Source organism: Acinetobacter junii CIP 64.5 (assembly GCF_000368765.1).
In the GTDB taxonomy this organism is placed as follows: domain Bacteria; phylum Pseudomonadota; class Gammaproteobacteria; order Pseudomonadales; family Moraxellaceae; genus Acinetobacter; species Acinetobacter junii.
Genome location: NZ_KB849659.1, coordinates 133,801 through 159,739, shown reverse-complemented (window position 1 = coordinate 159,739; position 25,939 = coordinate 133,801). Strand labels below are relative to the sequence as shown.

The 25,939-nt window shown below is 41.7% G+C and carries 16 protein-coding genes, 2 tRNA genes and 2 rRNA genes; 6 read left to right on the top strand and 14 right to left on the bottom strand.

The annotated features are described in order from the left end of the window. Positions 1-43 precede the first annotated feature (43 nt). From F948_RS15785 to F948_RS15755, 7 genes are all read right to left on the bottom strand, one after another. Positions 44-2,934, bottom strand: a 23S ribosomal RNA gene (locus tag F948_RS15785). A gap of 424 nt (positions 2,935-3,358) precedes the next feature. Continuing rightward, positions 3,359-3,434, bottom strand: a tRNA-Ala gene (locus tag F948_RS15780). A gap of 70 nt (positions 3,435-3,504) precedes the next feature. Continuing rightward, positions 3,505-3,581: transfer RNA gene (locus tag F948_RS15775), tRNA-Ile, on the bottom strand. Between the two features lie 59 nt (positions 3,582-3,640). After that, positions 3,641-5,177, bottom strand: a 16S ribosomal RNA gene (locus F948_RS15770). Together the 16S and 23S rRNA genes with 2 tRNA genes alongside form the textbook arrangement of a ribosomal RNA operon. Positions 5,178-5,894: 717 nt before the next feature. Continuing rightward, the gene (locus F948_RS15765; protein ID WP_004967064.1) at positions 5,895-7,871 is read right to left on the bottom strand and encodes a BCCT family transporter; all 1,977 of its coding nucleotides are present in this window, start codon (positions 7,869-7,871) and stop codon (positions 5,895-5,897) included. Between the two features lie 160 nt (positions 7,872-8,031). After that, a complete protein-coding gene (locus tag F948_RS15760) occupies positions 8,032-8,721 on the bottom strand; it encodes an ion channel (RefSeq protein WP_004956532.1) in 690 nt (229 codons plus the stop codon). A gap of 36 nt (positions 8,722-8,757) precedes the next feature. Then, the gene (locus F948_RS15755; RefSeq protein ID WP_004967061.1) at positions 8,758-9,357 is read right to left on the bottom strand and encodes a TetR/AcrR family transcriptional regulator; all 600 of its coding nucleotides are present in this window, start codon (positions 9,355-9,357) and stop codon (positions 8,758-8,760) included. 85 nt (positions 9,358-9,442) lie between these two features. On the opposite strand from F948_RS15755, the gene F948_RS15750 reads away from it, so the two are divergent. After that, a complete protein-coding gene (locus F948_RS15750) occupies positions 9,443-10,648 on the top strand; it encodes an oxygenase MpaB family protein (protein ID WP_004967060.1) in 1,206 nt (401 codons plus the stop codon). Between the two features lie 52 nt (positions 10,649-10,700). Here F948_RS15750 and F948_RS15745 read toward each other — a convergent pair whose 3' ends face one another. Continuing rightward, positions 10,701-12,416 carry a cation acetate symporter gene (locus F948_RS15745; protein ID WP_004905491.1) on the bottom strand — a complete coding sequence of 572 codons (1,716 nt, stop codon included), beginning with the start codon at positions 12,414-12,416 and terminating at the stop codon, positions 10,701-10,703. A gap of 1 nt (position 12,417) precedes the next feature. After that, the gene (locus F948_RS15740) at positions 12,418-12,750 is read right to left on the bottom strand and encodes a DUF485 domain-containing protein (RefSeq protein ID WP_004956538.1); all 333 of its coding nucleotides are present in this window, start codon (positions 12,748-12,750) and stop codon (positions 12,418-12,420) included. A 184-nt stretch (positions 12,751-12,934) separates the two neighbouring features. Here F948_RS15740 and F948_RS15735 point away from each other — a divergent pair, with 184 nt between their 5' ends. Together F948_RS15735 and F948_RS15730 are read left to right on the top strand one after the other, a co-directional pair. Beyond that, on the top strand, positions 12,935-16,435 hold the full coding sequence (locus F948_RS15735; RefSeq protein ID WP_171057544.1) for a hybrid sensor histidine kinase/response regulator: 3,501 nt from the start codon (positions 12,935-12,937) through the stop codon (positions 16,433-16,435). 345 nt (positions 16,436-16,780) lie between these two features. Continuing rightward, positions 16,781-17,542 carry a hypothetical protein gene (locus tag F948_RS15730; protein WP_004956542.1) on the top strand — a complete coding sequence of 254 codons (762 nt, stop codon included), beginning with the start codon at positions 16,781-16,783 and terminating at the stop codon, positions 17,540-17,542. A 46-nt stretch (positions 17,543-17,588) separates the two neighbouring features. Here the strand turns inward: F948_RS15730 and F948_RS15725 are convergent, their stop codons facing one another. From F948_RS15725 to def, 3 genes are all read right to left on the bottom strand, one after another. Beyond that, the gene (locus F948_RS15725; protein ID WP_004967054.1) at positions 17,589-19,685 is read right to left on the bottom strand and encodes a TonB-dependent copper receptor; all 2,097 of its coding nucleotides are present in this window, start codon (positions 19,683-19,685) and stop codon (positions 17,589-17,591) included. Positions 19,686-19,758: 73 nt separating this feature from the next. Next, on the bottom strand, positions 19,759-20,196 hold the full coding sequence (locus tag F948_RS15720; RefSeq protein ID WP_004967052.1) for a DUF2946 family protein: 438 nt from the start codon (positions 20,194-20,196) through the stop codon (positions 19,759-19,761). A 21-nt stretch (positions 20,197-20,217) separates the two neighbouring features. Further along, positions 20,218-20,748 carry a peptide deformylase gene (gene def / locus F948_RS15715; RefSeq protein ID WP_004905508.1) on the bottom strand — a complete coding sequence of 177 codons (531 nt, stop codon included), beginning with the start codon at positions 20,746-20,748 and terminating at the stop codon, positions 20,218-20,220. A gap of 120 nt (positions 20,749-20,868) precedes the next feature. Between def and F948_RS15710 the strand changes: the two genes are divergently transcribed. From F948_RS15710 to F948_RS15700, 3 genes are read left to right on the top strand one after another with little or no spacing between them, the layout of a single operon-like run. After that, entirely contained in the window at positions 20,869-22,020 is a 1,152-nt protein-coding gene (locus F948_RS15710; RefSeq protein ID WP_004967051.1) for a LysM peptidoglycan-binding domain-containing protein, read from the top strand. A 9-nt stretch (positions 22,021-22,029) separates the two neighbouring features. Then, entirely contained in the window at positions 22,030-23,157 is a 1,128-nt protein-coding gene (dprA, locus tag F948_RS15705; RefSeq protein WP_004905514.1) for a DNA-processing protein DprA, read from the top strand. A 37-nt stretch (positions 23,158-23,194) separates the two neighbouring features. Next, positions 23,195-23,764, top strand: a complete 570-nt coding sequence (locus F948_RS15700; RefSeq protein WP_004967050.1) for an L-threonylcarbamoyladenylate synthase type 1 TsaC — start codon at positions 23,195-23,197, stop codon at positions 23,762-23,764. Positions 23,765-24,158: 394 nt separating this feature from the next. On the opposite strand, the gene F948_RS15695 is transcribed toward F948_RS15700, so the two are convergent. Then, positions 24,159-25,079 (bottom strand): DMT family transporter, encoded by a 921-nt coding sequence (locus F948_RS15695; RefSeq protein WP_004905522.1) that lies wholly within the window; start codon positions 25,077-25,079, stop codon positions 24,159-24,161. A gap of 103 nt (positions 25,080-25,182) precedes the next feature. Continuing rightward, complete coding sequence (locus F948_RS15690) at positions 25,183-25,848, bottom strand: TetR/AcrR family transcriptional regulator (RefSeq protein ID WP_004967048.1); 666 nt, start codon at positions 25,846-25,848, stop codon at positions 25,183-25,185. Positions 25,849-25,939 lie beyond the last annotated feature (91 nt).

The following is a 25,939-nucleotide window of genomic DNA, read 5'->3' as shown; positions in this document are numbered from 1 at the left end:
TGTATTGAATTTATCTTGAATACAACAACTGTTTGGGTGTTGTATAGTCAAGCCTCACGAGCAATTAGTATTGGTCAGCTTCACACGTCACCGTGCTTCCACACCCAACCTATCAACGTCCTAGTCTCGAACGGCTCTTTAGAGGAATAAATTCCTAGGGAAATCTTATCTTGAGGTAGGCTTCCCGCTTAGATGCTTTCAGCGGTTATCCCTTCCGAACATAGCTACCCGGCGATGCCACTGGCGTGACAACCGGTACACCAGAGGTTCGTCCACTCTGGTCCTCTCGTACTAGGAGCAGATCCTCTCAAATTTCCAGCGCCCACGGTAGATAGGGACCGAACTGTCTCACGACGTTCTAAACCCAGCTCGCGTACCTCTTTAAATGGCGAACAGCCATACCCTTGGGACCTGCTTCAGCCCCAGGATGAGATGAGCCGACATCGAGGTGCCAAACACCGCCGTCGATATGAACTCTTGGGCGGTATCAGCCTGTTATCCCCAGAGTACCTTTTATCCGTTGAGCGATGGCCCTTCCATACAGAACCACCGGATCACTAAGACCTACTTTCGTACCTGCTCGACTTGTGGGTCTCGCAGTTAAGCGCGCTTTTGCCTTTATACTCTACGCGTGATTTCCGACCACGCTGAGCGCACCTTCGTACTCCTCCGTTACTCTTTAGGAGGAGACCGCCCCAGTCAAACTACCCACCAGACATGGTCCTCGTCCCGGATTACGGGACAGAGTTAGAACCTCAACATTACCAGGGTGGTATTTCAAGGACGGCTCCATTGGAACTAGCGTTCCAACTTCAAAGCCTCCCACCTATCCTACACAAGTAAGGTCAAAGTTCAATGTCAAGCTGCAGTAAAGGTTCACGGGGTCTTTCCGTCTAGCCGCGGGTACACTGCATCTTCACAGCGATTTCGATTTCACTGAGCCTCTGCTGGAGACAGCGCCGCCATCATTATGCCATTCGTGCAGGTCGGAACTTACCCGACAAGGAATTTCGCTACCTTAGGACCGTTATAGTTACGGCCGCCGTTTACTGGGGCTTCGATCAAGAGCTTCGCTTACGCTAACCCCATCAATTAACCTTCCAGCACCGGGCAGGCATCACACCCTATACGTCCACTTTCGTGTTTGCAGAGTGCTATGTTTTTAATAAACAGTTGCAGCGGCCTGGTTTCTGCGGCTGCCAACCGCTCAGGGAGCAAGTCCCATCACCGTCAGCAGCGTACCTTCTCCCGAAGTTACGGTACCATTTTGCCTAGTTCCTTCAGCAGAGTTCTCTCAAGCGCTTTGGTCTACTCGACCTGACCACCTGTGTCGGTTTCGGGTACGATTCCTGTGTAACTGAAGCTTAGAGACTTTTCCTGGAAGCATGGTATCAGCCACTTCACTGTACAAGTACAGCTTGCTATCGACTCTCAGCATAGAGCACCCCGGATTTGCCTAAGATGCATGCCTACGGTCTTCCACCTGGACAACCAACGCCAGGCTGACTTAACCTTCTCCGTCCTCTCATCGCATTACACAGAAGTATTGGAATATTAACCAATTTCCCATCGACTACGCCTCTCGGCCTCGCCTTAGGGGTCGACTCACCCAGCCCCGATTAACGTTGGACTGGAACCCTTGGTCTTTCAGCGAACGGGTTTTTCACCCGTTTTGTCGTTACTCACGTCAGCATTCGCACTTCTGATACCTCCAGCATACTTCTCAATACACCTTCATCGGCTTACAGAACGCTCCCCTACCACTTGACTAATGTCAAATCCGCAGCTTCGGCACATAGTTTTAGCCCCGTTACATCTTCCGCGCAGGCCGACTCGACTAGTGAGCTATTACGCTTTCTTTAAAGGGTGGCTGCTTCTAAGCCAACCTCCTAGCTGTCTATGCCTTCCCACATCGTTTCCCACTTAACTATGATTTGGGGGCCTTAGCTGGCGGTCTGGATTGTTTTCCTCTTGACTACGGACGTTAGCACCCGCAGTCTGTCTCCCGGATAGTACTCATTGGTATTCGGAGTTTGCATCGGTTTGGTAAGTCGGGATGACCCCCTAGCCGAAACAGTGCTCTACCCCCAATGGTATTCGTCCGAGGCGCTACCTAAATAGCTTTCGGGGAGAACCAGCTATCACCAGGCTTGATTAGCCTTTCACCCCTATCCACAAGTCATCCCCTGGCTTTTCAACGACAGTGGGTTCGGTCCTCCAGTTAGTGTTACCCAACCTTCAACCTGCTCATGGATAGATCGCCTGGTTTCGGGTCTATACCCAGCAACTAAACGCCCTATTAAGACTCGATTTCTCTACGGCTCCCCTATTCGGTTAACCTCGCTACTGAATATAAGTCGCTGACCCATTATACAAAAGGTACGCAGTCACCGAACAAGTCGGCTCCCACTGCTTGTATGCATGCGGTTTCAGGATCTATTTCACTCCCCTCACAGGGGTTCTTTTCGCCTTTCCCTCACGGTACTGGTTCACTATCGGTCAGTCAGGAGTATTTAGCCTTGGAGGATGGTCCCCCCATATTCAGACAAGGTTTCACGTGCCTCGCCCTACTCGTCATCATTATGTGTGCCCTTTCGTGTACGGGAATATCACCCTCTACGTTCGCACTTCCCAGAGCGTTCCACTAAAACACACATAACTTAATGGGCTGCTCCCCGTTCGCTCGCCGCTACTAAGGGAATCTCAATTGATTTCTTTTCCTAAGGGTACTGAGATGTTTCACTTCCCCTCGTTCGCTTCATAAACCTATGTATTCAGTTTATGATACCCGCCTTATAGCGGGTGGGTTCCCCCATTCAGAAATCTCCGGATCAAAGGATATTTGCCGCCTCCCCGGAGCTTTTCGCAGGCTATCACGTCTTTCATCGCCTCTGACTGCCAAGGCATCCACCACATGCACTTAATTACTTGACTATACAACCCCAAACAGTCGTTAACACATACAAGTGAGTGTTATCGTTGCAAACTTAATTGCTACTGGTTTGTTGTCTGTGAATTTAATCACCATACAGCTTCAATCTAAATTCATATACCAAAACGCTTGATTCAGTGTTTTTGCTAGTTCTCAGATTAAATATTAATTTAACAATTACTTGTTATCTTCCTATTTAATCGAGTTTGAACAATTTATTTCAGACTCAATTTTCTAATCTGTTAATGATTAACTACCACCTCGTCGGTGCGTAGTAAACTGTGATAAATCACAGAAGTTAAGAAGCTATTTGCTTACTAAGTTCTGTAATCTTTAGCTCCAAGCTTCGTTCTATGTGTGCCTGCGCACAGCATAGCTGTTTGCTTAAATTCTCGGACAAAGCGTTGCTTTGTTTACCCTCGAATTTGGTGGAGACTAGGAGAGTCGAACTCCTGACCTCCTGCGTGCAAAGCAGGCGCTCTACCAACTAAGCTAAGTCCCCAGCTTTAATCATAATGAACGACATATCTTTTTATCTAGCAGCTTGTGATTATTCATCACTTCGTCAGTAGTGGTGGGTCTGACAAGACTTGAACTTGTGACCCCACGCTTATCAAGCGTGTGCTCTAACCAACTGAGCTACAGACCCTCAGATACATCTTCGAAGAACAACTTGTTGTGGATTCTTACCGGTCACCAATCTTTCGTTAAGGAGGTGATCCAGCCGCAGGTTCCCCTACGGCTACCTTGTTACGACTTCACCCCAGTCATCGGCCACACCGTGGTAAGCGTCCTCCTTGCGGTTAGACTACCTACTTCTGGTGCAACAAACTCCCATGGTGTGACGGGCGGTGTGTACAAGGCCCGGGAACGTATTCACCGCGGCATTCTGATCCGCGATTACTAGCGATTCCGACTTCATGGAGTCGAGTTGCAGACTCCAATCCGGACTACGATCGGCTTTTTGAGATTAGCATCACATCGCTGTGTAGCAACCCTTTGTACCGACCATTGTAGCACGTGTGTAGCCCTGGCCGTAAGGGCCATGATGACTTGACGTCGTCCCCGCCTTCCTCCAGTTTGTCACTGGCAGTATCCTTAAAGTTCCCATCCGAAATGCTGGCAAGTAAGGAAAAGGGTTGCGCTCGTTGCGGGACTTAACCCAACATCTCACGACACGAGCTGACGACAGCCATGCAGCACCTGTATCTAGATTCCCGAAGGCACCAATCCATCTCTGGAAAGTTTCTAGTATGTCAAGGCCAGGTAAGGTTCTTCGCGTTGCATCGAATTAAACCACATGCTCCACCGCTTGTGCGGGCCCCCGTCAATTCATTTGAGTTTTAGTCTTGCGACCGTACTCCCCAGGCGGTCTACTTATCGCGTTAGCTGCGCCACTAAAGCCTCAAAGGCCCCAACGGCTAGTAGACATCGTTTACGGCATGGACTACCAGGGTATCTAATCCTGTTTGCTCCCCATGCTTTCGTACCTCAGCGTCAGTATTAGGCCAGATGGCTGCCTTCGCCATCGGTATTCCTCCAGATCTCTACGCATTTCACCGCTACACCTGGAATTCTACCATCCTCTCCCATACTCTAGCTTCCCAGTATCGAATGCAATTCCCAAGTTAAGCTCGGGGATTTCACATCCGACTTAAAAAGCCGCCTACGCACGCTTTACGCCCAGTAAATCCGATTAACGCTCGCACCCTCTGTATTACCGCGGCTGCTGGCACAGAGTTAGCCGGTGCTTATTCTGCGAGTAACGTCCACTATCCAAGAGTATTAGCCACAGTAGCCTCCTCCTCGCTTAAAGTGCTTTACAACCATAAGGCCTTCTTCACACACGCGGCATGGCTGGATCAGGGTTCCCCCCATTGTCCAATATTCCCCACTGCTGCCTCCCGTAGGAGTCTGGGCCGTGTCTCAGTCCCAGTGTGGCGGATCATCCTCTCAGACCCGCTACAGATCGTCGCCTTGGTAGGCCTTTACCCCACCAACTAGCTAATCCGACTTAGGCTCATCTATTAGCGCAAGGTCCGAAGATCCCCTGCTTTCTCCCGTAGGACGTATGCGGTATTAGCATTCCTTTCGGAATGTTGTCCCCCACTAATAGGCAGATTCCTAAGCATTACTCACCCGTCCGCCGCTAAGATAAGGTGCAAGCACCTCATCTCCGCTCGACTTGCATGTGTTAAGCCTGCCGCCAGCGTTCAATCTGAGCCATGATCAAACTCTTCAGTTAAAATCATTTTGCACCTTAGTTAAGACAAGGTGCTAATTCTGGCTCATCAATTTTCTGACTAAAAATTCGCTCAAATAAACTTCGAGAAATTTCTACCATTCAATCAATGAAAATTATTTCGATCGATCAACCAGTAAAAATCCACACAAGTTGTTCTTCTATTCTCTTAATGATCTTCTCGATGATTCGTCATCATCAAGCTAGGTCGGCTATATTACTCTAAATTTCTTTAAAGTCAACAGGTAATTTAGATATTTTTAAAACTTATCAACCAACCCAAGAATCCAACCATTTTAGCCAAATCCTTGTTTCTCAACAAGTTTTTATCCGCATCACCGCCGATGGATGTGCATTCTACAGCATTTCAGGTCGCTTGCAAGTGATTTTAAAAATTTAATTATTTGGTTGTTTTATTTTTAAACTTTAACTTATCTAATTTACTGATTTATATAATTTAAAATTTATTAATTATAAGAAAAAACGAATTTTACAAACCTAAGCCACTGTAATTTAATAATTTTATTAAAAATTTGTTTTAATTATCTACAGAAAACTAGCTCTATTTTTATATTTAGCCTGTATTTTAGACAACATCCTGAGTTAGAAAATATTTCTTAAAGTTCAATAATGCTCAAATTTAATTCATTCAAAATAAAATAACGGCTTCAATTACTTTGAAGCCGTTATTTTAGTCTCTCAGGAAATTATTTTTGAGGGTTAGGAAGTTGTCGTTCGTACAATATTTAAGAAATAAAGATGTCGTTCATACTGATCAATAATGTCCTGAATTAAATCTTCTTGCGTCCAATCCATTACATCATAGTTTTGACCACCCTCTCGCAAAAACACTTCGGCTTGGAAATATGAAGAATCATCGATCTCAGATCGACCGAGCATAAAACTCGGTGGAAGCGTTGCATGTGATACGACTTTATAAATAAAGTTAATTTCATGCTGATGGTCAACATGTAGCTGCAAACCCTGTTCAGTCTCTTGAATGTCAACTTCTAAATGTCGACGTTTGAATTCTCGTTGAATGCTTTCAAAGGCTTTGCGAACATCATTTGCAATATAATTTTTCACCTCTTGTTCTGTATGTGGATAATGCATAATCAATCCTAAACGTTGCTGCCAACTTCGTGGGTTGTTGATTGCGCGTGGTGTGATACGTGCCTCTTGGATAGCTCGAGTTTTTGTTACATCCAAATTCAATGCTTTTAAAAGCCCCCAACTCATCAACAACATCACAATCGTAAAAGGCAATGCACTCATAATAATGGATGACTGTAATGCGGCTAGACCACCGACGAGTAAAAGCGTAATCGCCAATAGCGCCATCAAGATAGTCCAAAACAAACGTTGCCAAGTCGGTGAATTTTCGGTTTTTGAGGTGAGATAATCCGTCACCAATGCACCCGAATCAGCTGAGGTAACGAAAAAAAGTATAACCAAAAGCGTGGCAACAGAACTTAAAATTCCTGAGAATGGAAGATGATTTAAAAATTCGAATAATGCAACCGAAGAGTCTAACTGTACCGCCTGAATTAAATTGGTATTGCTTTCTTGCATGATGCTAAAAAGTGCCGCATTTCCTAAAAAGCCCATCCAAATAATAGTAAAGCCTGTAGGAATCAGTAATACACCCACAATAAACTCGCGAATTGTTCGTCCTCTTGATACTCGTGCGATGAACATTCCCACGAATGGAGACCATGAAATCCACCATGCCCAATAAAGGATTGTCCATCCTCCAATCCAACCATTGGGTTGATAGGCATAAAGATTAAAAGTCATCGCAAATAAATTTGAGATGTAAGAACCTGTATTTTGAATCGTGGTCTGTAACAGATAGATACTCGGCCCTGCAATAAATACAAAAGCAAGAAGGGTTAAAGCGAGAATTAGATTTAATTCAGAAAGGCGTTTCACGCCTTTATCGAGTCCTAGAAAAACAGATAAAGATGCCAAAATACTGACAAATATAATAAGTCCAACTTGGATATTTGTACTTTGTTCTATCCCAAATAAATAATGCAAACCTGAATTAATTTGCGTTACCCCAAAACCTAATGAAGTCGCGACACCAAATACAGTTCCAATCGTTGCAAAAGTATCAATACTATCGCCCAAAGGACCATGAATCCGTTCACCGATAATAGGATAAAGTGCTGAACGTGTTTTTAAAGGCAAATTATGTCGATACGCAAAATATGCTAGAGCTAAACCCACCAAGGCATAAATTGCCCATGCATGTAGCCCCCAATGGAAAAAGGTAATTCTTAATGCTTGTTGAGCTGAGGCGACACTTTCAGGATCACCACTCGGCGGACTGACATAGTGCATGACAGGTTCAGCCACACCAAAAAACATCAAACCAATCCCCATACCTGCCGTAAATAGCATGGCAAACCACGAACCATTTTTATATTCAGGCTGGCTGTGATCAGGTCCGAGTTTGATTTTCCCACTGTCCGAACAGGCGATGTAAATCAGTAGAATAAGGAAAACGGCGACTGATAATACATAGAACCAACTAAACGAATCAGTGATCCACTGTTTCAGTTGTTGAGTTAAAAACTCAAACGAGCTTGGGGCAATTATCACAATTGCTAAGAAAATTGCGATAATAATGACTGTGCTAAAAAACACATTTGGATTCACATTCGCAAACTGCGAAGGAGTCTTGGAAGACATAATTCACCCATATTATTTTAATGATCATGACAGACCTATAGGTCAAATAAGACATTCACTTAATGTGAACAAAAGCGAGTTCAAAACAAGAAAAAACTCAAATAAAAGTATATAAAACGTGAAAAATAACGCAGTTGTAATGCTGTAACAGAATTAAAGATTAATCTTGTGAATTTTTCGGTGCATGAGGAATATATTGTAGCGCGATTAATCTCGAAACAATCACTGCAAAATACATCACACCACCAAACATCTGTAGCATGGTTAATACTCGAGCGGCTGGACTGAGTGGCATAAGATCAGATAACCCTGTGGCTGATTGCAAACTAAAACTCAAAAAGAGTAGGTCTAACCAACGTTGTAAGGCTTCAGGATGGTTTGGATTTTGAAAACTATTCGGCAAAATAATCTGACAAATACTATATAAAAAAGCGAATGCCCAAGCGATCAAAGTAAATACGGCACCAGCCGCAAATAATTCGTCTTTTGTGAGATAACGATCTGAAAACATATACCTTAGTAAACCATACGCTGCATAAAAATAGGCTAAGGCTTCAAAACTGTATGCCGTAATCTGTATTGTATGATTGTCAAAACCTACAAAGATCAAAATAGAAAATATAAATGCACCACTGACAAAGAATAGTCCCCAAAATGCAAATACTGGGGTTTGTCGAATGACTTTTGCAATAATAAGTAAGGCTAAAACACCTAATGACCATGTTAATGCACGATAGGCACTATCGTCATAAGTGATTGTGGCTAAAATTAATAAAGCCAATTGCACCAATAAGAGCCAAGCTGATGGCAACAATCTAAATCCATTCCAAAACTGTTTTATTGTTTGCATTACTTTTTCCATGTCCAAATTATTGTTTTTCTGAACTCATGATATGGCATCTAAATAAGAAATAATCATATTGGTGAGTTCTTGTTGTAAGCGTTGTTCTTCGATTAAAAACGTATTCTTACTGGCATAACGCATCATTGTAAATAATGTACTGTTAATAATCACAAAGGACTTATGTTTTAAAGTTTCAAAATCCCAATGCGGATAATAACGCCCAAATAAATACATCCCTATTTCTAAAAAATGCTGTTCCAAAACTTGCGCTGCATCTGAATCACTATAAGCGTGCCAGTTTTTTAAAATTTCGATGAAAAAACCTTCATCGGATTTTAGGGACTCAAAACCAAATGCAATACTCAATCTGATGATATCTTGAATCGCAGTCTGTTGTTGAAGCATCACCAGCTGTTTCAGTGCTTGTCCTAAATTTTCACTTTTTCTTAACAGCAGTTCAGAAACAATCTGATCTTTATTTTCAAAGTATTGATAAATCGAACCAACGCTTACACCTGATTTTTCTGAAATTTTTGGTGTTGTGAGTTGCAGAATCCCCTGTTCGGAAATGCATTTTTGCGTACCTTCCAAAATACTTTCAACGATCATTTTGGCGCGTTGTTGTTGTGGGCGTTTTCTCATCAAGAGGCTCTGTTAAAATGCGAATTGAATGCGAATAAATATTCATATTATGCTTTGATTAAATAACAATCAAAGGTGTTTTGCAATGCTAAGCATCCCTAAGCCAAGTCGTTTAGCTGCATTTGAAACTATGGTGCAGTCCAATTTAAAAACCAAAATCTTGGGTTATATGACCAATCAACATTTACAACCAAGCTATGCTGAATATTTACAACTCAACGAAGCGCTTCAAGCAGGTGATGAACCGATGGATCAAGTGATGCGATGGGTATTACAAAATCCCAAACTTCATCGAAAATACTTTGAGACGGCGTTATATGAAGGTTTAGATAAACTGCCTCATGACGTTCCTGAACTGACACAATTTTTTAGCTTAGTTGAACGAAAACCCACTTGGTATGACCAAGTCAAAATAGATAAAGCTCTGCAATTCACTTATCGATTGGGAGCAAATAATGGTCTGATTCTTAGAGATCTCTCTTTAATGGCGGGCTATATGTATCCTGGTTTTAACCAATCGCTAATCCTCACAGGTGCATTAAAAAAACAAGCAGCTACGCGCCTTGCAGAAACCACAAAATGGTGGGTTGATATCACAGAGAAAGAGGGCTTTGAACGTTATAACAAGGGCTTTTGTTCCACAATTTATGTTCGTTTCATTCATTCTTTAGTACGGCATCAACTACAAAAATCAGAAAAATGGGATGCTGAAACATGGGGCTTACCAATTAATCAATATGATCAAGCCATGACGAATATTGCCTTTAGTGGGGTTGTGCTATTAGGAATTCGAGCCTTAGGTATCTTTCCAAGTGCTGAGGAAGTCGACAGCTTTTTACACTTTTGGAAATATGCAGGTTGGTTGATGGGAATTGAGGAAAAATGGTTGGTGGATCAGGAATCTGAAGGATGGAAACTCATCTACTGGATGCAATTCGCGCATCCAAAATCGGATGCAAGTAGTATTTCACTTGGCTCAAGTCTTTCCAAAGAACCTTTTGAACGAAAATATCGTTATTTACGCTCTTTTCAACAAAAATTGGCATATAAACAACACTTAGAACTGACTCAGTTCTTTATAGGACGTAAGAAGATGAAATTGTTGGGCTTAACCCCTCAGTCAGCCTCTTGGTTTGCCTATTATTTGATTGGCCGAAACTTGGCACTTTACTCAGGTGCTAAACATTTTCCACGATTGAATCAGTTTCTTGAACTTAATGGACGCCATCTGCAAAAACTTGGCTTGTCTCTTTATCGCAATCAAGCACAACAACTGGCCAGTATGCATTAGCAATTAAAAAGCCCTCAATGATGAGGGCTTTTTAATAAAGCGTAGAATCTACTTAGTGATCAGATGCACCTGAGATTCCAATACCTGTTTGTGAGCGAACAAACTGTGCGTCGAATGCTTTGCGTTCTTTTTGAGCGCGTGCTGACTTGTCTGTTACAGAGAAGAACCAGCAGCATAAGAACGATAGTGGCATAGCAAATAATGCAGGACCATTAAATGGGTTTGGTGCTGTTTCTGAGATCGCAAGCGTATCTACCCAAACTGCTTTTGATAAGATAATCAGAGTCACTGCACCAACTAAACCAACAACACCACCGATAACCGCACCACGAGTCGTTAAGCCTTTCCAGAACATTGATAAAACAAGGACTGGGAAGTTTGCACAACATGCTACAGAGAATGCTAAACCAACCATGAAGGCAACGTTTTGTTTCTCGAACAAAATCCCCAAGATCATTGCAAAGATTGCTAAGCCTAAAGTTGCAATTTTAGACATACGCAATTCTGATTGTGGAGTCGTTTTACCTTTTTTGAATACGTTTGCATAAAGGTCATGAGAAATTGCAGAAGCACCTGAGAGTGTCAAACCAGCAACAACCGCCAAGATTGTTGCGAAAGCCACTGCTGAGATGAAGCCCATGAATAGGTCACCACCCACAGCATCACTAAGGTGAACCGCAGCCATGTTGTTACCGCCGACCAACTCTAATTTTCCTGTCATAGCAGCTTTTGCAACATCAAGGAATTGAGGGTTGTTTGCAACAAACAAGATTGCACCGAAACCAATGATGAAAGTTAAAAGATAGAAGTAACCAATAAAACCAGTTGCTACAACTACAGATTTACGTGCTTCTTTTGCATCTTTAACTGTGAAGAAACGCATTAAGATATGTGGTAAACCAGCAGTACCAAACATCAAAGCAAGGCCTAATGACAGTGCATCAATTGGGTTTGCAGCGAGTTTGCCTGGCCCCATGATTTTTGCAGCTTCTTCCCAGCTCATACCATGCGCTTGGCTATAAACACCAATCGCTTGGTTAAACATATTCGTGAAACTAAATCCAACGGCTTTCATTACCATAAATGCCATGAAAGTCGCACCACTGAGTAACATCACCGCTTTGATGATTTGTACCCAAGTGGTCGCCAACATACCACCGAAGATTACGTATGCCATCATCAGTAAGCCAACGATCACAACAGCGATGTTATAGTTCAGACCAAACAATAATTTGATTAACTGACCTGCACCCACCATTTGAGCAATCAAATAGAATGCAACAACAACCAATGAACTAAATGCTGCTAAGGTACGGACTGGCTTCTCATCTAAGCGGAAAGAAACCACGTCAGATAAATTGTATTTACCCAAGTTACGTAAACGCTCTGCAACTAAGAATAATACAATTGGCCAACCCACCATGAAACCAAGTGAGTAGAGTAAGCCATCAAAACCTGAACTAAAAACAAGTGCGGAAATACCCAAGAACGATGCTGCCGACATATAGTCACCCGCAATCGCCAAACCATTTTGGAAACCGCTGATACCACCGCCTGCCGTATAGAAATCACTAGCATTTGTTGTCTGTTTTGCTGCCCATTTAGTAATAAACAGCGTAAAACCCACGAAGATCATAAACATAATGATCGCGTGCCAGTTGGTTGCTTGCTGCTCTGCTGCTCCAAGGTCTGGTCCAGCGTAGGCGATTCCAGAACTCACCAAGCTTGTGAGAGCGAAGAGTTTCGCTTTTATTGACGTCCCTTTCATCTCAGTGCATTCCTTTTTCATGTGTGATCGCCTCAACTTCCTTGAGAGCCTCTTCATTTAAACGGTCTAATTTATTGTTGGCGATATATGAATACACACCACATAACAAAAAGGACAACACGATAATGCCCAAACCAAGAGGCATCCCCCATGTTGTTACACCACCGCTAAATGAACTTGCTAGAAATTCTTTGTTGTAGCCAACTAAAAGCATAAAGCCGACGTAGATAAACAACATGATTGCTGTTAATGTCCAACTTAAAGTACGCTTCTTGCTCACCATCTCTTGAAACTTTGGATTACGTAGAATTCGTTCTACCTGTGAATCATCCATAACCGACTCCTTATTTTTGTGTCCAACCATGGACCCCTTTTCAAATGGGATTTTTCATAATTAAAGTTAACAAGATTATGCTTGACTCGTAACTTAGACTTTGGTCTCTAAATGCACATCTCAACTCATCATGCAAGCGAAGCATCGGGTATGATAAAAAATGGAATTTGAACACGTGGGCAATATGAACAGTTGGCTTATTATCGGGGTACTCGCCCTCTATATCGTGCTACTTTTCGGCTGTGCTTTCTTCGGTGAAAAACACGCTAGCCGCTTGAGTCCACGTGGTCGTATGCTGTTGTTTAGCCTAACGCTCGGCGTGTATTGTTCATCTTGGACGTTTTATGGTGCTACAGGCGCTGCTGTTCGAGAAGGTGTTATTTTCCTCCCGATTTATCTGGGTCCTTTGCTATTTATTTGGTTTGGCTACGATATTTGGAAACGGTTGGGACGTATTCGCCAATACCATGCCATTTCATCTATTGCCGATTTTGTTGCTGCTCGTTACGGTAAAAGTGGAAGTTTGGCTGCACTCGTCACGATTTTAGCAGTCATTGCTATTGTTCCTTATTTGGCATTGCAATTACGCGCTATTGCACTCAGTGCATCGGTCATTCTAGAACAAAATGCACACGTCACTACGACAACAAACAGTGTGTTAATGCTAACTGCCCTTTTGGCTATTTTGGCAATGATTTTCGGAACACGACATATTGCACACACGGAACAACATGGCGGTTTGATGCTGGCGGTTGCCTTTGAATCCTTTGTGAAATTATTCGCCCTCCTCTGTGTTGCAGGATTTTTCTTATTGCAATCGCCTGAAAATATTAAACAAGTCAGCAACGATGTCAGTCAACATTTTCATGACTTACAACAAGTTGGCGTTCCAGAAACCTTTTGGGTGCAAACGCTACTGGCTGGTTTAGCCATGATTTGTCTGCCTCGTCAGTTCCACGTTGCAGTGGTTGAGTTACGCGATGAAAAACATATCCGTGGTGCTCGACGTTGGTTTGCAGCGTATTTGATTTTGACCATCATCGCGATTATTCCTATCGCAAGTTGGGCATTACACTCATTGCCTGAATCATTGGGCACACCTGATATTGCGGTACTCGCACTACCTCTCAGTTATCAACAAGAATGGCTTACATTACTGGCATTTCTAGGCGGATTTTCAGCATCTACAGGAATGTTACTGGTTGCATCAGTGGCACTGTCAATCATGCTCAGCAATGATTTGATCATGCCTGCACTTTGGCGATTTAAGATCATTTCTCGTCAAGATCAACAACTGCCACGTGTTTTGAAATTAACTCGTCGGATTAGTATCGTTGGTGTCATGCTGCTCGGCTTTTTGTTTTTCCATTTTTTCAATGATATCAACCAACTATCAGTTTTTGGCTTACTAGCTTTTAGTGCAGTCGCACAATTTTCACCTGCTTTGATTGGTGGTTTGTACTGGCGAGGAGCTAGTCGTCAAGGAGTATACGCGGGACTGATTGTTGGCTTTGTGATGTGGAGCTATACACTGTTATTCCCAACAGTTTTACGTAGTCTTCCTGAGCATTATCAAAATTTTGCTCAACATTTATTGCTGTTTGGTCCTTTTGATATTAATAGCTTACGCCCAGAAGCATTATTAGGTTTTGAATCTTTTGTTCCATTAACACATGGTGTTTTATGGTCTTTAGGACTAAATATCGCCATGTATATTTGGGTTTCACGCTTGTACCGCCCAAGTATTGCTGAACAAATTCAGGCTGAAAGTTTCTTTTATTACGAAAGCAAACCTCTACCTTCAGCACAGACTTCAACAGATCTCAGTGATTTACATCAAAATGCCGCACGATTAAAAGTCGGTGACCTACTCGCTCTCGCGAAAAGAATTACAGGTGAAAAACCGACAATCCAAGCATTCCAGCAATTTTGTGAACAAAATCATGTGGTTTTAAATGAAAACCATGTCGCAAATGGGATGTGGTGGCGTTTTACTGAACAATATTTAGCGGGGATCATTGGTGCAGCATCGGCACGAACATTATTGACCACTGCTTTGATCAATAACGGTTTAGCTTTAGGTCAAGTCGCCAATATCTTAGACCAAGCCTCACAATGGCAGCGTTTCAACCAAAACTTACTGATGACCATGATTGATCACATGACTCAAGGGGTGAGTGTGGTCGATAAAAATATGTGTTTAGTTGCATGGAACAATCAATATCTAAAACTGTTTGATTACCCTAAAGATTTAGTTTATGTCGGCTGTCCAATTGCTGATCTTATACGCTATAACGCCGAACGTGGTGAATGTGGTCCAGGACCAGTTGAGGAACATGTTCGTAAACGTATTCATTGGATGAAAGTTGGAAGTGCTCATGAATTTGAACGGATTCGTAAAGATGGTCTTGTGATTCAAATGCGTGGTAATCCAATCGAAGGTGGTGGTTTTGTCACGACGTTCGCAGATATTACGGCATTCCGTGAAAATGAAGCTGTTTTAGAAGAAAGAGTCCGTGATCGTACCCGACAGCTTGCCGATGCATTGACAGAACAGCAATTAGCACTTGAACAAGCCGATAAAGCCAATCAATCCAAAAGTCGATTCTTGGCTGCCGCAAGCCATGACTTATTGCAACCGATGCATGCGGCACGACTGTTTAGTACTGCACTTGAGCAAAGTATTGATAATCCAGATGATCAACTCACCCTACAACAGCTAGACCGTGCGCTCTATGGTGCAGAGAGTATGTTATCCGCACTTTTAGATATTGCTCGCCTCGAAGGTGGAACAATTCAACCGAAGCGCCAAGCATATTCATTACATGATTTGTTGAGTGATCTCGAATTGCAATTTAAATCCATCGCAGCTCAACGCAATATTCAACTCAAAGTGCATGACACTAAGTTTTGGGTAGACACTGATCCACAATGGATGCGACGAATAATCCAAAATTTTGTCAGCAATGCATTACGTTATACTGCTCAAGGTCGTGTTGTAGTAGGTGTGCTACGTTCAGCTCAACGTCCGAATCATATTCGAATCGGTGTGTGGGATACAGGACCTGGTATCAATGAACAACAACGCGTAAAACTTTTCCAAGAATTTGAACGTTGTGGACATACTTCACCATGGGGTGAACAAGGACTTGGTTTAGGTCTGGCGATTGTGCAACGTATGACGAGCTTACTAGATTTCCCTGTTCAAGTTTATTCTGAGTTGGGTAAAGGTTCTTGTTTTATGATTGAAGTACCTCTAGCAGAAGCTCCAAAAATCCAAGTCACCTCACCACAAATGACCGCCTTACAACATACGGCTTATAAAGTTTTATGCTTGGATAATGATGAAACGATTTTGGAAGGTATGCGGACTTTACTCAGCAAATGGGGTTATCAAATCTTTACTGCCACTGAACCAGCAGAAGCATTAGAGCTGATCCAACATGAAGATATTCAGGTTTGGCTGATTGATCAACATTTAAATCATGATCAACGTGGACTCGATTTTATCAAACAGCATCGCCCTGCCCACATTCCTGTTGCACTCATCACTGCAGATTCTGACCCAGAGTTACCGCAAAAACTTAAACAACAGAATATCGTCTTACTGAAAAAACCACTAAAACCAGCAGGTCTGCGTTCGTGGCTTTCGGGGTTAAAAATTATGCCGATGCACAAAAATTAAGTTAGAAGGGTCAAACGCCCATTAATGATCAGTGACTAGCATAATATTTTTAGATATAGGCAGAAGTGATCAACAAAAAGCATTTTGGTTGCTAAAAAATTGACCAAAATGCTCAAACAGTAGTTGACTATGGCAAAATAAACCACTTACATTAGTGAACGTTTGTACACTTACTTACAATTACATATATCATTGATTTTAATTATTTTTATAACATAAAAACCCATATCTACAACTTTAGTCGTATTCTACTTGCTTTTTAAATCACGCATAAATTGATCAAATTGCAAGAAACCAATGCATCAATCCTTTGGTTTCTTACTCTCGCCAAAAAGGACATTGATCATGAATAGCAATACAGCCACTTCAGAGCATACCGCATTACAATTTTATCGCCAATATAGTGCGAATGCGCTACTTCCAGAACTTGACTGGCAACAAATTTTCGAACAAAGCAAGCTCAGTGAATTACACACTCGTGCATTAAACACACTGTATCAAGCTGCTGTTCCTCTAGCGCTAAAAGTGTTTCACGAACTGAATTTTGATGTTTTTGCACCAGCTGCATATCATCCACAAGGTTTAGGGCTTTTTGATAAATTAGCTCAGCAAGAAGAGAATCTAGTTAAAGCCTTGGAAAATGAATCTGCACATTTAGATCACGATACACGCCATCAAATGTGGAGCATGCTACTTCGTGGAGGTGCAGTTCTCGTCTTTAAAGCATGGTTAGGGCACGTTAAAACAGGCACACATCAACTCGATAAATCACAATTTGATGAATTGACCGATTTACTGTTTATCAAAACACGTCCTTTAGAGCTTGCACAACGACTCAAAGTCGATGCGAATGCAGACTTAGACCATGTATTCCTGATGTATGAAAATGACGTATTTTTAGATCATTTTAATAGCTTAGAAACTGCTGCTTTATTTGTAGATTTAGGGGTTTACGATGCAGCATTCTTAAGTTTAAGAGATGATCGCGTTGCAGAATATCTCAAAGCTAAAGGCTATGTGACCCAAGAACAAATTGATGACCTACAGTGTGCTTTAAATCCTTTGTATTGCGATAGTTTGATGCCAAAACAAGATTGCTTGGCTTAATTACAAAATAAAACAAGGTGGAATTCCCACCTTGTTTTTTTATTCCTTAGAACTTCATACTCATACGCATCCAATAATTACGTCCAATATTATTGAATTGCTCATTGGCTGCATAACCAAACATCGAAGCGCCTGCTTTATTTAAATGCTCGGTGTAAACCTTATCTAAAAGATTATCAACGCCTACCGAAACATCGACAGTATCGGTCAATTGATATGTTCCATTGATCGCCAAGGTATTAAACGCTTTACTTTCATTCATATCATAACCAACCACATTCCCTTCATTGAGACTGATACGGTCCTGTTTTGCAACGGCACGCCATAGCAATCCTAGACTATATTTTTCATCCACATAACGAAGATTCATACGCGCTTCAAAAGGTGCTATCTGTGGCAAAGCACGATCATCTGACCTATTTTCACCCCACGCATACATTGCTGAAATATCTGCTTGGAAATGATCATTAAATTGATAACCTACCCCAGCCTCTGCCCCAGCAATTGTGGCATCAACATTACGCGCAAGTGGTTTTCTTTTATCTGGTGTATTGTATTCAAGTAGGATGAAATCTTTGATTAATCCAGCATAAACTGATGCCCAAGTACTCCATGCACCATGCTCTGCTTGCAAACCGAGATCCAATTGTGCTGTGCGTTCATTGTTCAGATTGTCTAGATTATCCACCATTTTATATGTGGTTTTACCCATCATATCTGTGGAACCTACACCATGATCTGTCGTGGTGCTATACAACTCCCAAAAGTCAGGTGTGCGTTCCACATATCCCAAACCTAGATAAGTCTTTAAACCATGTCCTGGAAGACTCTTTTCCAAGCGCACAAAACCACTTGGTACAGTATCTTTACGATTTTTAGCATTTTGCAGATTGTCTATTTTGACTTGATCGACACGCGCTCCTGCTACAACTTTTTGATCTTGATCAATCGCATAAGTCCACTCACTAAATGCACCATAAGATTGAAACTTCAAGTCTTCCGCATAAGGCATGTTCATCTTCGGCATGGCATACATCACCATATCGCCACCATGCTTATTCTGTTGCGTGTCTACACCCGAAATCACGCTAAATTTGTCCCAATCGGTTGTTACTGCTAGACGTGTATTTAAGGTACGACGATCAACACGCATCGACATTTTGTTCGGTACAGTCATCTCCATACCGTGCATTTTCATCGTGGTCATCGGAGGTGTGCGTAGACTAAAATTATCCATCACATGATAGTTATAACTGTAATCAATCTGTGCTTGAAGCTTCTTAATCACCTCACTGATATTCTTTTGTTCCGCATGCAAAGCTAAACTTTCGCGTTTAAATTGCGAACCATCCATAGTACGACCTGCATATGCCGCTTCGCCATCTGCTTTACCCGCACGAAACTCTAGCCAAGAATCTTCTGAAGGCTTCCAGCCTAAGGCAAGATCGGCATTCCAGCGCTCCCAATTTGAATGAACCGTCTGACCATCACCATCTTGATAATCATTTGAGACAGAACGATTAGCATTTAATCGCGCATATTTGCTCTCATCCCCAATCGCAGCCTCTACATTATGATCGAGTCTCCCATATGAACCAATCAAGACGCTCGCTTGTCCACGATAAGGCTGATCTTTGCTCAAGTTCTCTGGTTGGCGCTCAAAAATCACCGTTGCTGCAGAGCCAGGCGTTGCGTATTGAACAGTTTGTGGACCTTTCACTACCGTAATTTTGTCAAAACTTTCAGGCTGAATATATGAAGTCGGAGCATCCATTCGTTGTGGACAAGCACCTAAACTCTCACTGCCATCCACCAGCATTTTTATCCGAGAACCAAACATTCCTCTAAATGTAACATCACCATTCGTTCCGCCATTTTTGATGGCGCTAAAGCCTAAGATGCTTTGCAAATAATCAGCACCATCAGTTGCTGGTACAGGTTGTATGGGTTGTTTAGGATCAACTTCAATGACTAAACCATTATTCTGGTTCGGTTGTTGAGCAGTCACAACAATAGGTGCAAGCTTTGCTTCAACACGTTGCTGAGTCGATAAATCTTCAGAATTTGCCCAAAGTAAGCTCGAATTTGAGGCAGCAAGAATCGCAACCGTTAAGGGTTGTAATAAAAATTTAGGCTGTGCCATGAGATGTCTTCTCTTAAAACATAAATAAAACGGGCTTAGAGTTCATACAAACCCTAAGAAAAAGTGCTTTGATTTATGCGAAAACAGGTGGGGCTCGCCCTTGTGGCAATAGAAAAAGTCGTTGTAGCGCAAAATAAACATGATGAAATGTTTGCTGAAATGCGACTAAACGTACTTGAACACGAACTAAAATTTCTTTGACACCCACATCAGGCGGCAATACTAAATTGGCATATACCGTACAGTACTGACATTGATGATTGGGATCGTGATGATCGTGCGAAGATGCAGATGCGGGTGCTTGTTCGAGTTGATGTGAATGATGATGAGCATGATGCTGTGATTGACTTTGCTCAGCTTGTACCTGAGGTAACAGTAAAGCTTTGGTAATCGTTTCACAGACTGGTGCGATTTGATATTGCTTCGGCAGTAGAGGCTGCAAAAACACCGCAATCTGCAAACAGACTGCGGTAAATGCGAATAATAAACCGCTGCGAAACAATAATGGCATCACGAAAAACCAACGATGAGCTTAGCGCTTCACGGCAACTTTCTCTTTTTCACGCTGGCGTACTACTTTCTCAACCTTTTCACGTGCACGCTGACGTTTTAATGGCGATAAATAATCAACAAAAAGTTTGCCATTTAAGTGATCCATTTCATGTTGGATACAAACTGCGAGAAGTTCGTCAGCTTCTAACTCAAATGCTTGACCATCAAGGTTAATTGCTTCAATTTTTACACGTGACGGACGCTCAACTTTGTCGTATATTTGAGGCACAGAGAGACAGCCTTCTTCGTACGGCTGAGTCTCTTGAGTCAGTGGAGTGACTTTGGGGTTAATGAACACCATCGGTTGATTTTTCTCTTCAGAAAGGTCCATGACAATAAGCTGAATATGATGATCAACCTGAGTTGCCGCTAAACCTATACCCGGTGCCTCGTACATGGTTTCTAACATATCTGCTGCAAGCTGACGAATATCATCAGTGACTTCTTCGACTGGCTTGGCAATGGTACGAAGACGGGGATCAGGAAAACTTAAAATAGGTAATAAGGCCATACTGTTCCTCATTTATGCCATTGATCAGAAAACCAACTGAAGGGAATGCTTGATCAAAAAATTGTGTGTAAAGTCGTTATTATAGCGCAACTACACACATAATTTTTAGGAATTATGATAATGAAAAAGGTTTTAAACGGCATACACTCATTTCATGCCTTGGGGTTAAAAAAACAACTGATTGCTGTTGCCATCTGTGCAGGATTAGGCATGACGGTAAATATAACGCATGCAGCAAGCCCTAATGTTAGCCCACCCTCTGTTAAAGCTGGAGCACCACATGTCTATGTAGTGAAAAAAGGCGATACCCTTTGGGATATCTCAGGCAAGTTTTTAAGTAAACCATGGCGCTGGCCAGAAATTTGGGCAAGCAATAAACACGTTAAGAATCCTCACTGGATTTATCCAGGTGACCGCTTACTACTCTGTAGTTTGAATGGCAAACCGTTAATCGGTAAAGATGAAGGTGACGGCTGTGACGGTATTATTCGTCGTTATACAGGTGGTGGAACAACTTTACGTCCGCAAGTACGTATCGAAGCATTGAACAATAGTGTGCCAGTTATTCCATTGGCTCATATTCAACAATGGTTAGAACGTAGTTCAGTATTACCAGCGGATGCGATTGCGAATACCCCTTATATCTTAGGCACAGCTGACAATCGCGTGCTTGCAGGCAAAGGACAAAGTGTTTACGTCCGTGGTCAAGGTCTAGAAAATGGTCAGCGTTATGGCGTTTACCGTGAAGGCGAACCTTACATCGTGGTCGATGAGCAAGGCAAAAAACAAAACCTAGGTGTTGAATTACTTCAAGTCGCATCTGGTGTTGCTGTGCGCAATGAAAACGACATTACTACGGTTGAACTGACTGATAGTTATAACGGCGAAGTTCGTCGTGGTGATCGCGTGATGCTTGAACAAGAGGCAATGTTGCCAACCTTGTTCTATCCTATCGATGCAAAACAAGTCCGCGATGGCGGTAAAGTGATTCGTGTATTTGGATCGATTGGTACAGCCGCTAAAAATGGTGTTGTCACTGTTGATCGTGGTACTGCTGATGGCGTTGAAATTGGTCAAGTCTTTAGCACTTACCAAGAGGGTGAGATCGTACAAGATCCAAAAACTAAAGAGAAAGTTAAATTACCTGGACAATATGTGGGTAGCTTGATGATCTTCAAGAGTTTTGATCGTATCAGCTATGCCTACGTTTTAGAAAGTGAACTACCAATCAAGGTCGGTTCAAACATCCAACCACCACGCTTGGATGACTAAGAACAAACTATGTTGAATCAATTATCACCCCACCACTACCATACCGTGTTGGTGTGGTATTTGGTTCAACACTCCCTATCCAGCTTTCACAAAATTCTGAAACATTTTGGGAGTTGTGAACAAGCAACACAAAGCCACCGATTCTCTGAGTGGTATCAACTCGGTTTACATGCAAACCATCTAAAACGCTTAGAAGAATTTCAAAGTACACAAGGTCAAAAACAATTTGAACAGATAGTTCAACTGATTTTGAAGCACTGTGACTTTATCGTGACGCCACACGATATTGACTATCCCAAACAACTCATGCCTTATGCAGATCATCCCCCCATATTATTTGGTCAAGGTCATCTTCAGGCTTTACTGCAACCGCAAATTGCATTGGTGGGGAGCCGCAAACCTAGTCCACATGGTCGCCAAGTGGCTTATGATTTTGCTTATTACCTTAGTGAGAAAGGATTTTATATTACCAGTGGTCTTGCACATGGGATTGATGAAGCTGCTCATCGCGGTGGCTTAGCACATCATCGAAGTATCGCTGTCACAGGTACTGGGTTAGATACCGTTTATCCCACTCAAAATAAACCATTGGCACAACAAATTGCTCAATCAGGTGCCATCATCACAGAGTTTCTTCCTACGACACTCCCATTACAACAACATTTTCCACGACGAAATCGGATTGTTAGTGGCTTAAGTTTAGGTGTCTTAGTGGTTGAAGCAGCACTAAAAAGTGGATCTTTGATTACGGCGAATGAAGCAGCCAATCAAGGTAAAATGGTATTTGCTATCCCTGGTCATATTTACAGTGAATACCATCAAGGCTGTCATCAACTTATTCGTGAAGGGGCTGTTTTGGTCGATCATCCTGAACAGATTATTGAAGATTTAGCATTACCTACACATTGGCAGACCCAACAACACACTAAAGATGCTGTAGAACAGCACTCAACACTTCCACCACATTTGATTAGCTTGTATCAGAATTTAGATTGGATTGGACAGGATTTAGATTTACTCAGCCAACGCTATCCAGCACCGATCTCTGAAATCACATCTCAATTAATGGAATTAGAGTTACTAGGTTTGTGCATACAACAAGGTGGTCGCTATTTACGTTGTCGTCCAATCCATTAAACTATAGCCAATCTTTTCTGTTAGTACCCTCCTAGACATGATTACAAACTCGATTGCCGAAGCCGCTGATTGTCTAAAACAAGGACAAGTCCTCGCCTATCCAACAGAAGCCGTTTGGGGTTTGGGCTGTGATCCTTTTAATCAACAAGCATTTCAAGACATTCTTGAGTTAAAACATCGTCCAGTTGAAAAAGGCGTGATTTTATTAGCTGGGCATCTAGAACAAGTAGAACATCTACTACAGAACCTAGAATCCAACCTCCGCAACCAAGTGATTGCCAGTTGGTCAAATCGTCAAGAGACCGAACGTGCCACAACATGGCTACTTCCAGCCGACCAACATATCCCGACTTGGATTAAAGGACAACACCCTTTGGTTGCTGTTCGTGTAACAACACATCCTTTGTGCGTAGAGCTATGTGATTCATTTGGTGGATTTATCGTATCGACAAGCGCAAATCCCGCAGGCTTAACTCCAGCAAAAAGTTTAGAAGAAGCACAAGATTATTTTGGTTCATCTCTGCATTATCTAGATGGTAAATTAGGCTTGAGCCAAGAACCAAGTCGTATTCTAAATGCGTTAACAGGTGAAGTGATTCGCGCTTAATTACATGAATAGCAGATAAAAAAAAGCTCAGTTATATAGGGATAACTGAGCATAAAAAGGATGTGTATCATCACATCCAGAGGGTTCGCAAATTTGGTAAGCAACTCATTCATTCTAAAACGAATCATCTTGCTGTGTTGAGTATTATGGATCAATCATTCATCTTATACAAATATATTATTTATCTAACAAAAAAAGTGAAAAGCGTACCTTTTTTGTCAGTTTTAAAGATCCAATAAAAATATATTTTTATTTTTATTGATCTTTTTCAGAATCACAAATGAGGCACTCCTTTAAAATATATTTGTAAATCATATAGAAAGAATAAAAAGTTAATAAAAAAATTACGTTCGTTTGTTGCTCTTTTAAGCAAAACCATCTCATTTATGCGCAACTAAGTCGCCGTTTCCAACTGTGATTGAACAACTTTTTTTGTCTTTTTTTGAGCCAAAATAATCCCTATGAGAATCATTATACCGCCAACCGAGTGATAAATTGTCCATTGTTCAGCTAACCAAACACTGGCTATCACTGCCGTAAATACAGGCATAAGATTCATAAAAATACTGGTTCGATTTGGGCCAATCGCTTGTACTGCCATCATCCATAACAAGGGAGCAATCAAAGATGGAAACATACCAGCATAAAGCACACTCATGGCATTCTCTGCATCAATCGCATCCAAGCCTAAATATAATAAAAATGGGACGTGATATAACAATGCAAACCCTATTTGTACATATAGACTGGTCATCAAGGGTAACTGGACTTGCCATTTTTTGAGAAACACCCCATAAAATGCATAGAATCCTACAGCAATCACCATGACAGCATCTCCCCAATGCCCACCTTGAGCAAACAAACTAGAAAGCTGACCTTGGCTCATCACATAGATCAATCCAGCAAAGGACAATAAACTACCAAAGATCGCAAAACGATTAGGTTTATCCTTTAAAATCAAATATGAAATAAATATAGTAAAAATGGGAACAAATGCATTGACGATGCCCATATTGGTCGCCGTCGTATAATGTGCCGCGGTATATGATAGACCTTGATATAACACCATACCAAAAGCACTTAACACAGCTAAACGTCCAATCAAAGGTCGAATCAAAGCACGTTGTTGCCAAACTTTGGGTAACATGAATGGCGTCAGGATAATAAAAGCGACAAACCACCGATAAAAACTAATACTGGCAGGTGAAATATAATCTGCAACATAACGAGTCACCGCAATGTTCAATGACCAAATGAAAACAGCAATGAGAGGTAAGATAAACACCCATTTTTGATATTTGCTTAGCAGACCCATCCACTTTCCCGCATTTTCTAAGTAATGCGAATATTCTGAAAGATGTCTAAATCAATTTAAATATCGTATTTCAGACATTTATATCGCTGTTTAGACATCAAATTTAGAATAAGTCCCAGCTACGCATTGCGTGTTCAACCACCTTATGCAATTGTTGAACCGTTGCACCATCTCGTGCTTGCACAGTCAATCCTTGTAAGACTGTCGCATAGAAATCTGCTATCTCTTGTAGAGAGGCAGAATGGGCAATGTCACCATTTTCTACACCCTGTTTTAAACGCTCAAGCATTTTCTGTTTGGTCTTCAGACGCCTTTCAAGAATAGTATGCTGCACTGTCTGCGCATGATCAGAACAATTCATGGTAGCAACGACAAGCATACAACCTGTAGGTTTATTGGGTTGAACCAAACGTTGTACATTGTCATAAAGAAATAATTCAAATGCGACTTTGGCAGTTTTCGCCTCTAAGAAAATCGCTTCAATTGGACATGCTTCATGAGCCAAATAGTAGTCGATACACTTATAAAAAAGTCCCACCTTATCACCAAAGCTACTGTATAAACTTGGTGCAGTTAACCCTAAAGCTTGAGTTAAATCACTCATCGATGTCGCTTCAAAGCCATGTTCCCAAAACAATAGCATGGCTTTTTGTAAGGCTTGTTGTTCATCAAAACACTTTGGGCGACCACGTTTCTTTTTAAAGCTATTATCACAAGGCATTAGGTGAGATTCATGCGTATCTTTCATAAAAGCCACAGATATTTTCATAACGATCATTATTAAATTAATTGACGCATCTATTTTTATTTTATAACGATCGTTATAAAAATTTAACCAGTATTCGAAATTTTATTGTTAT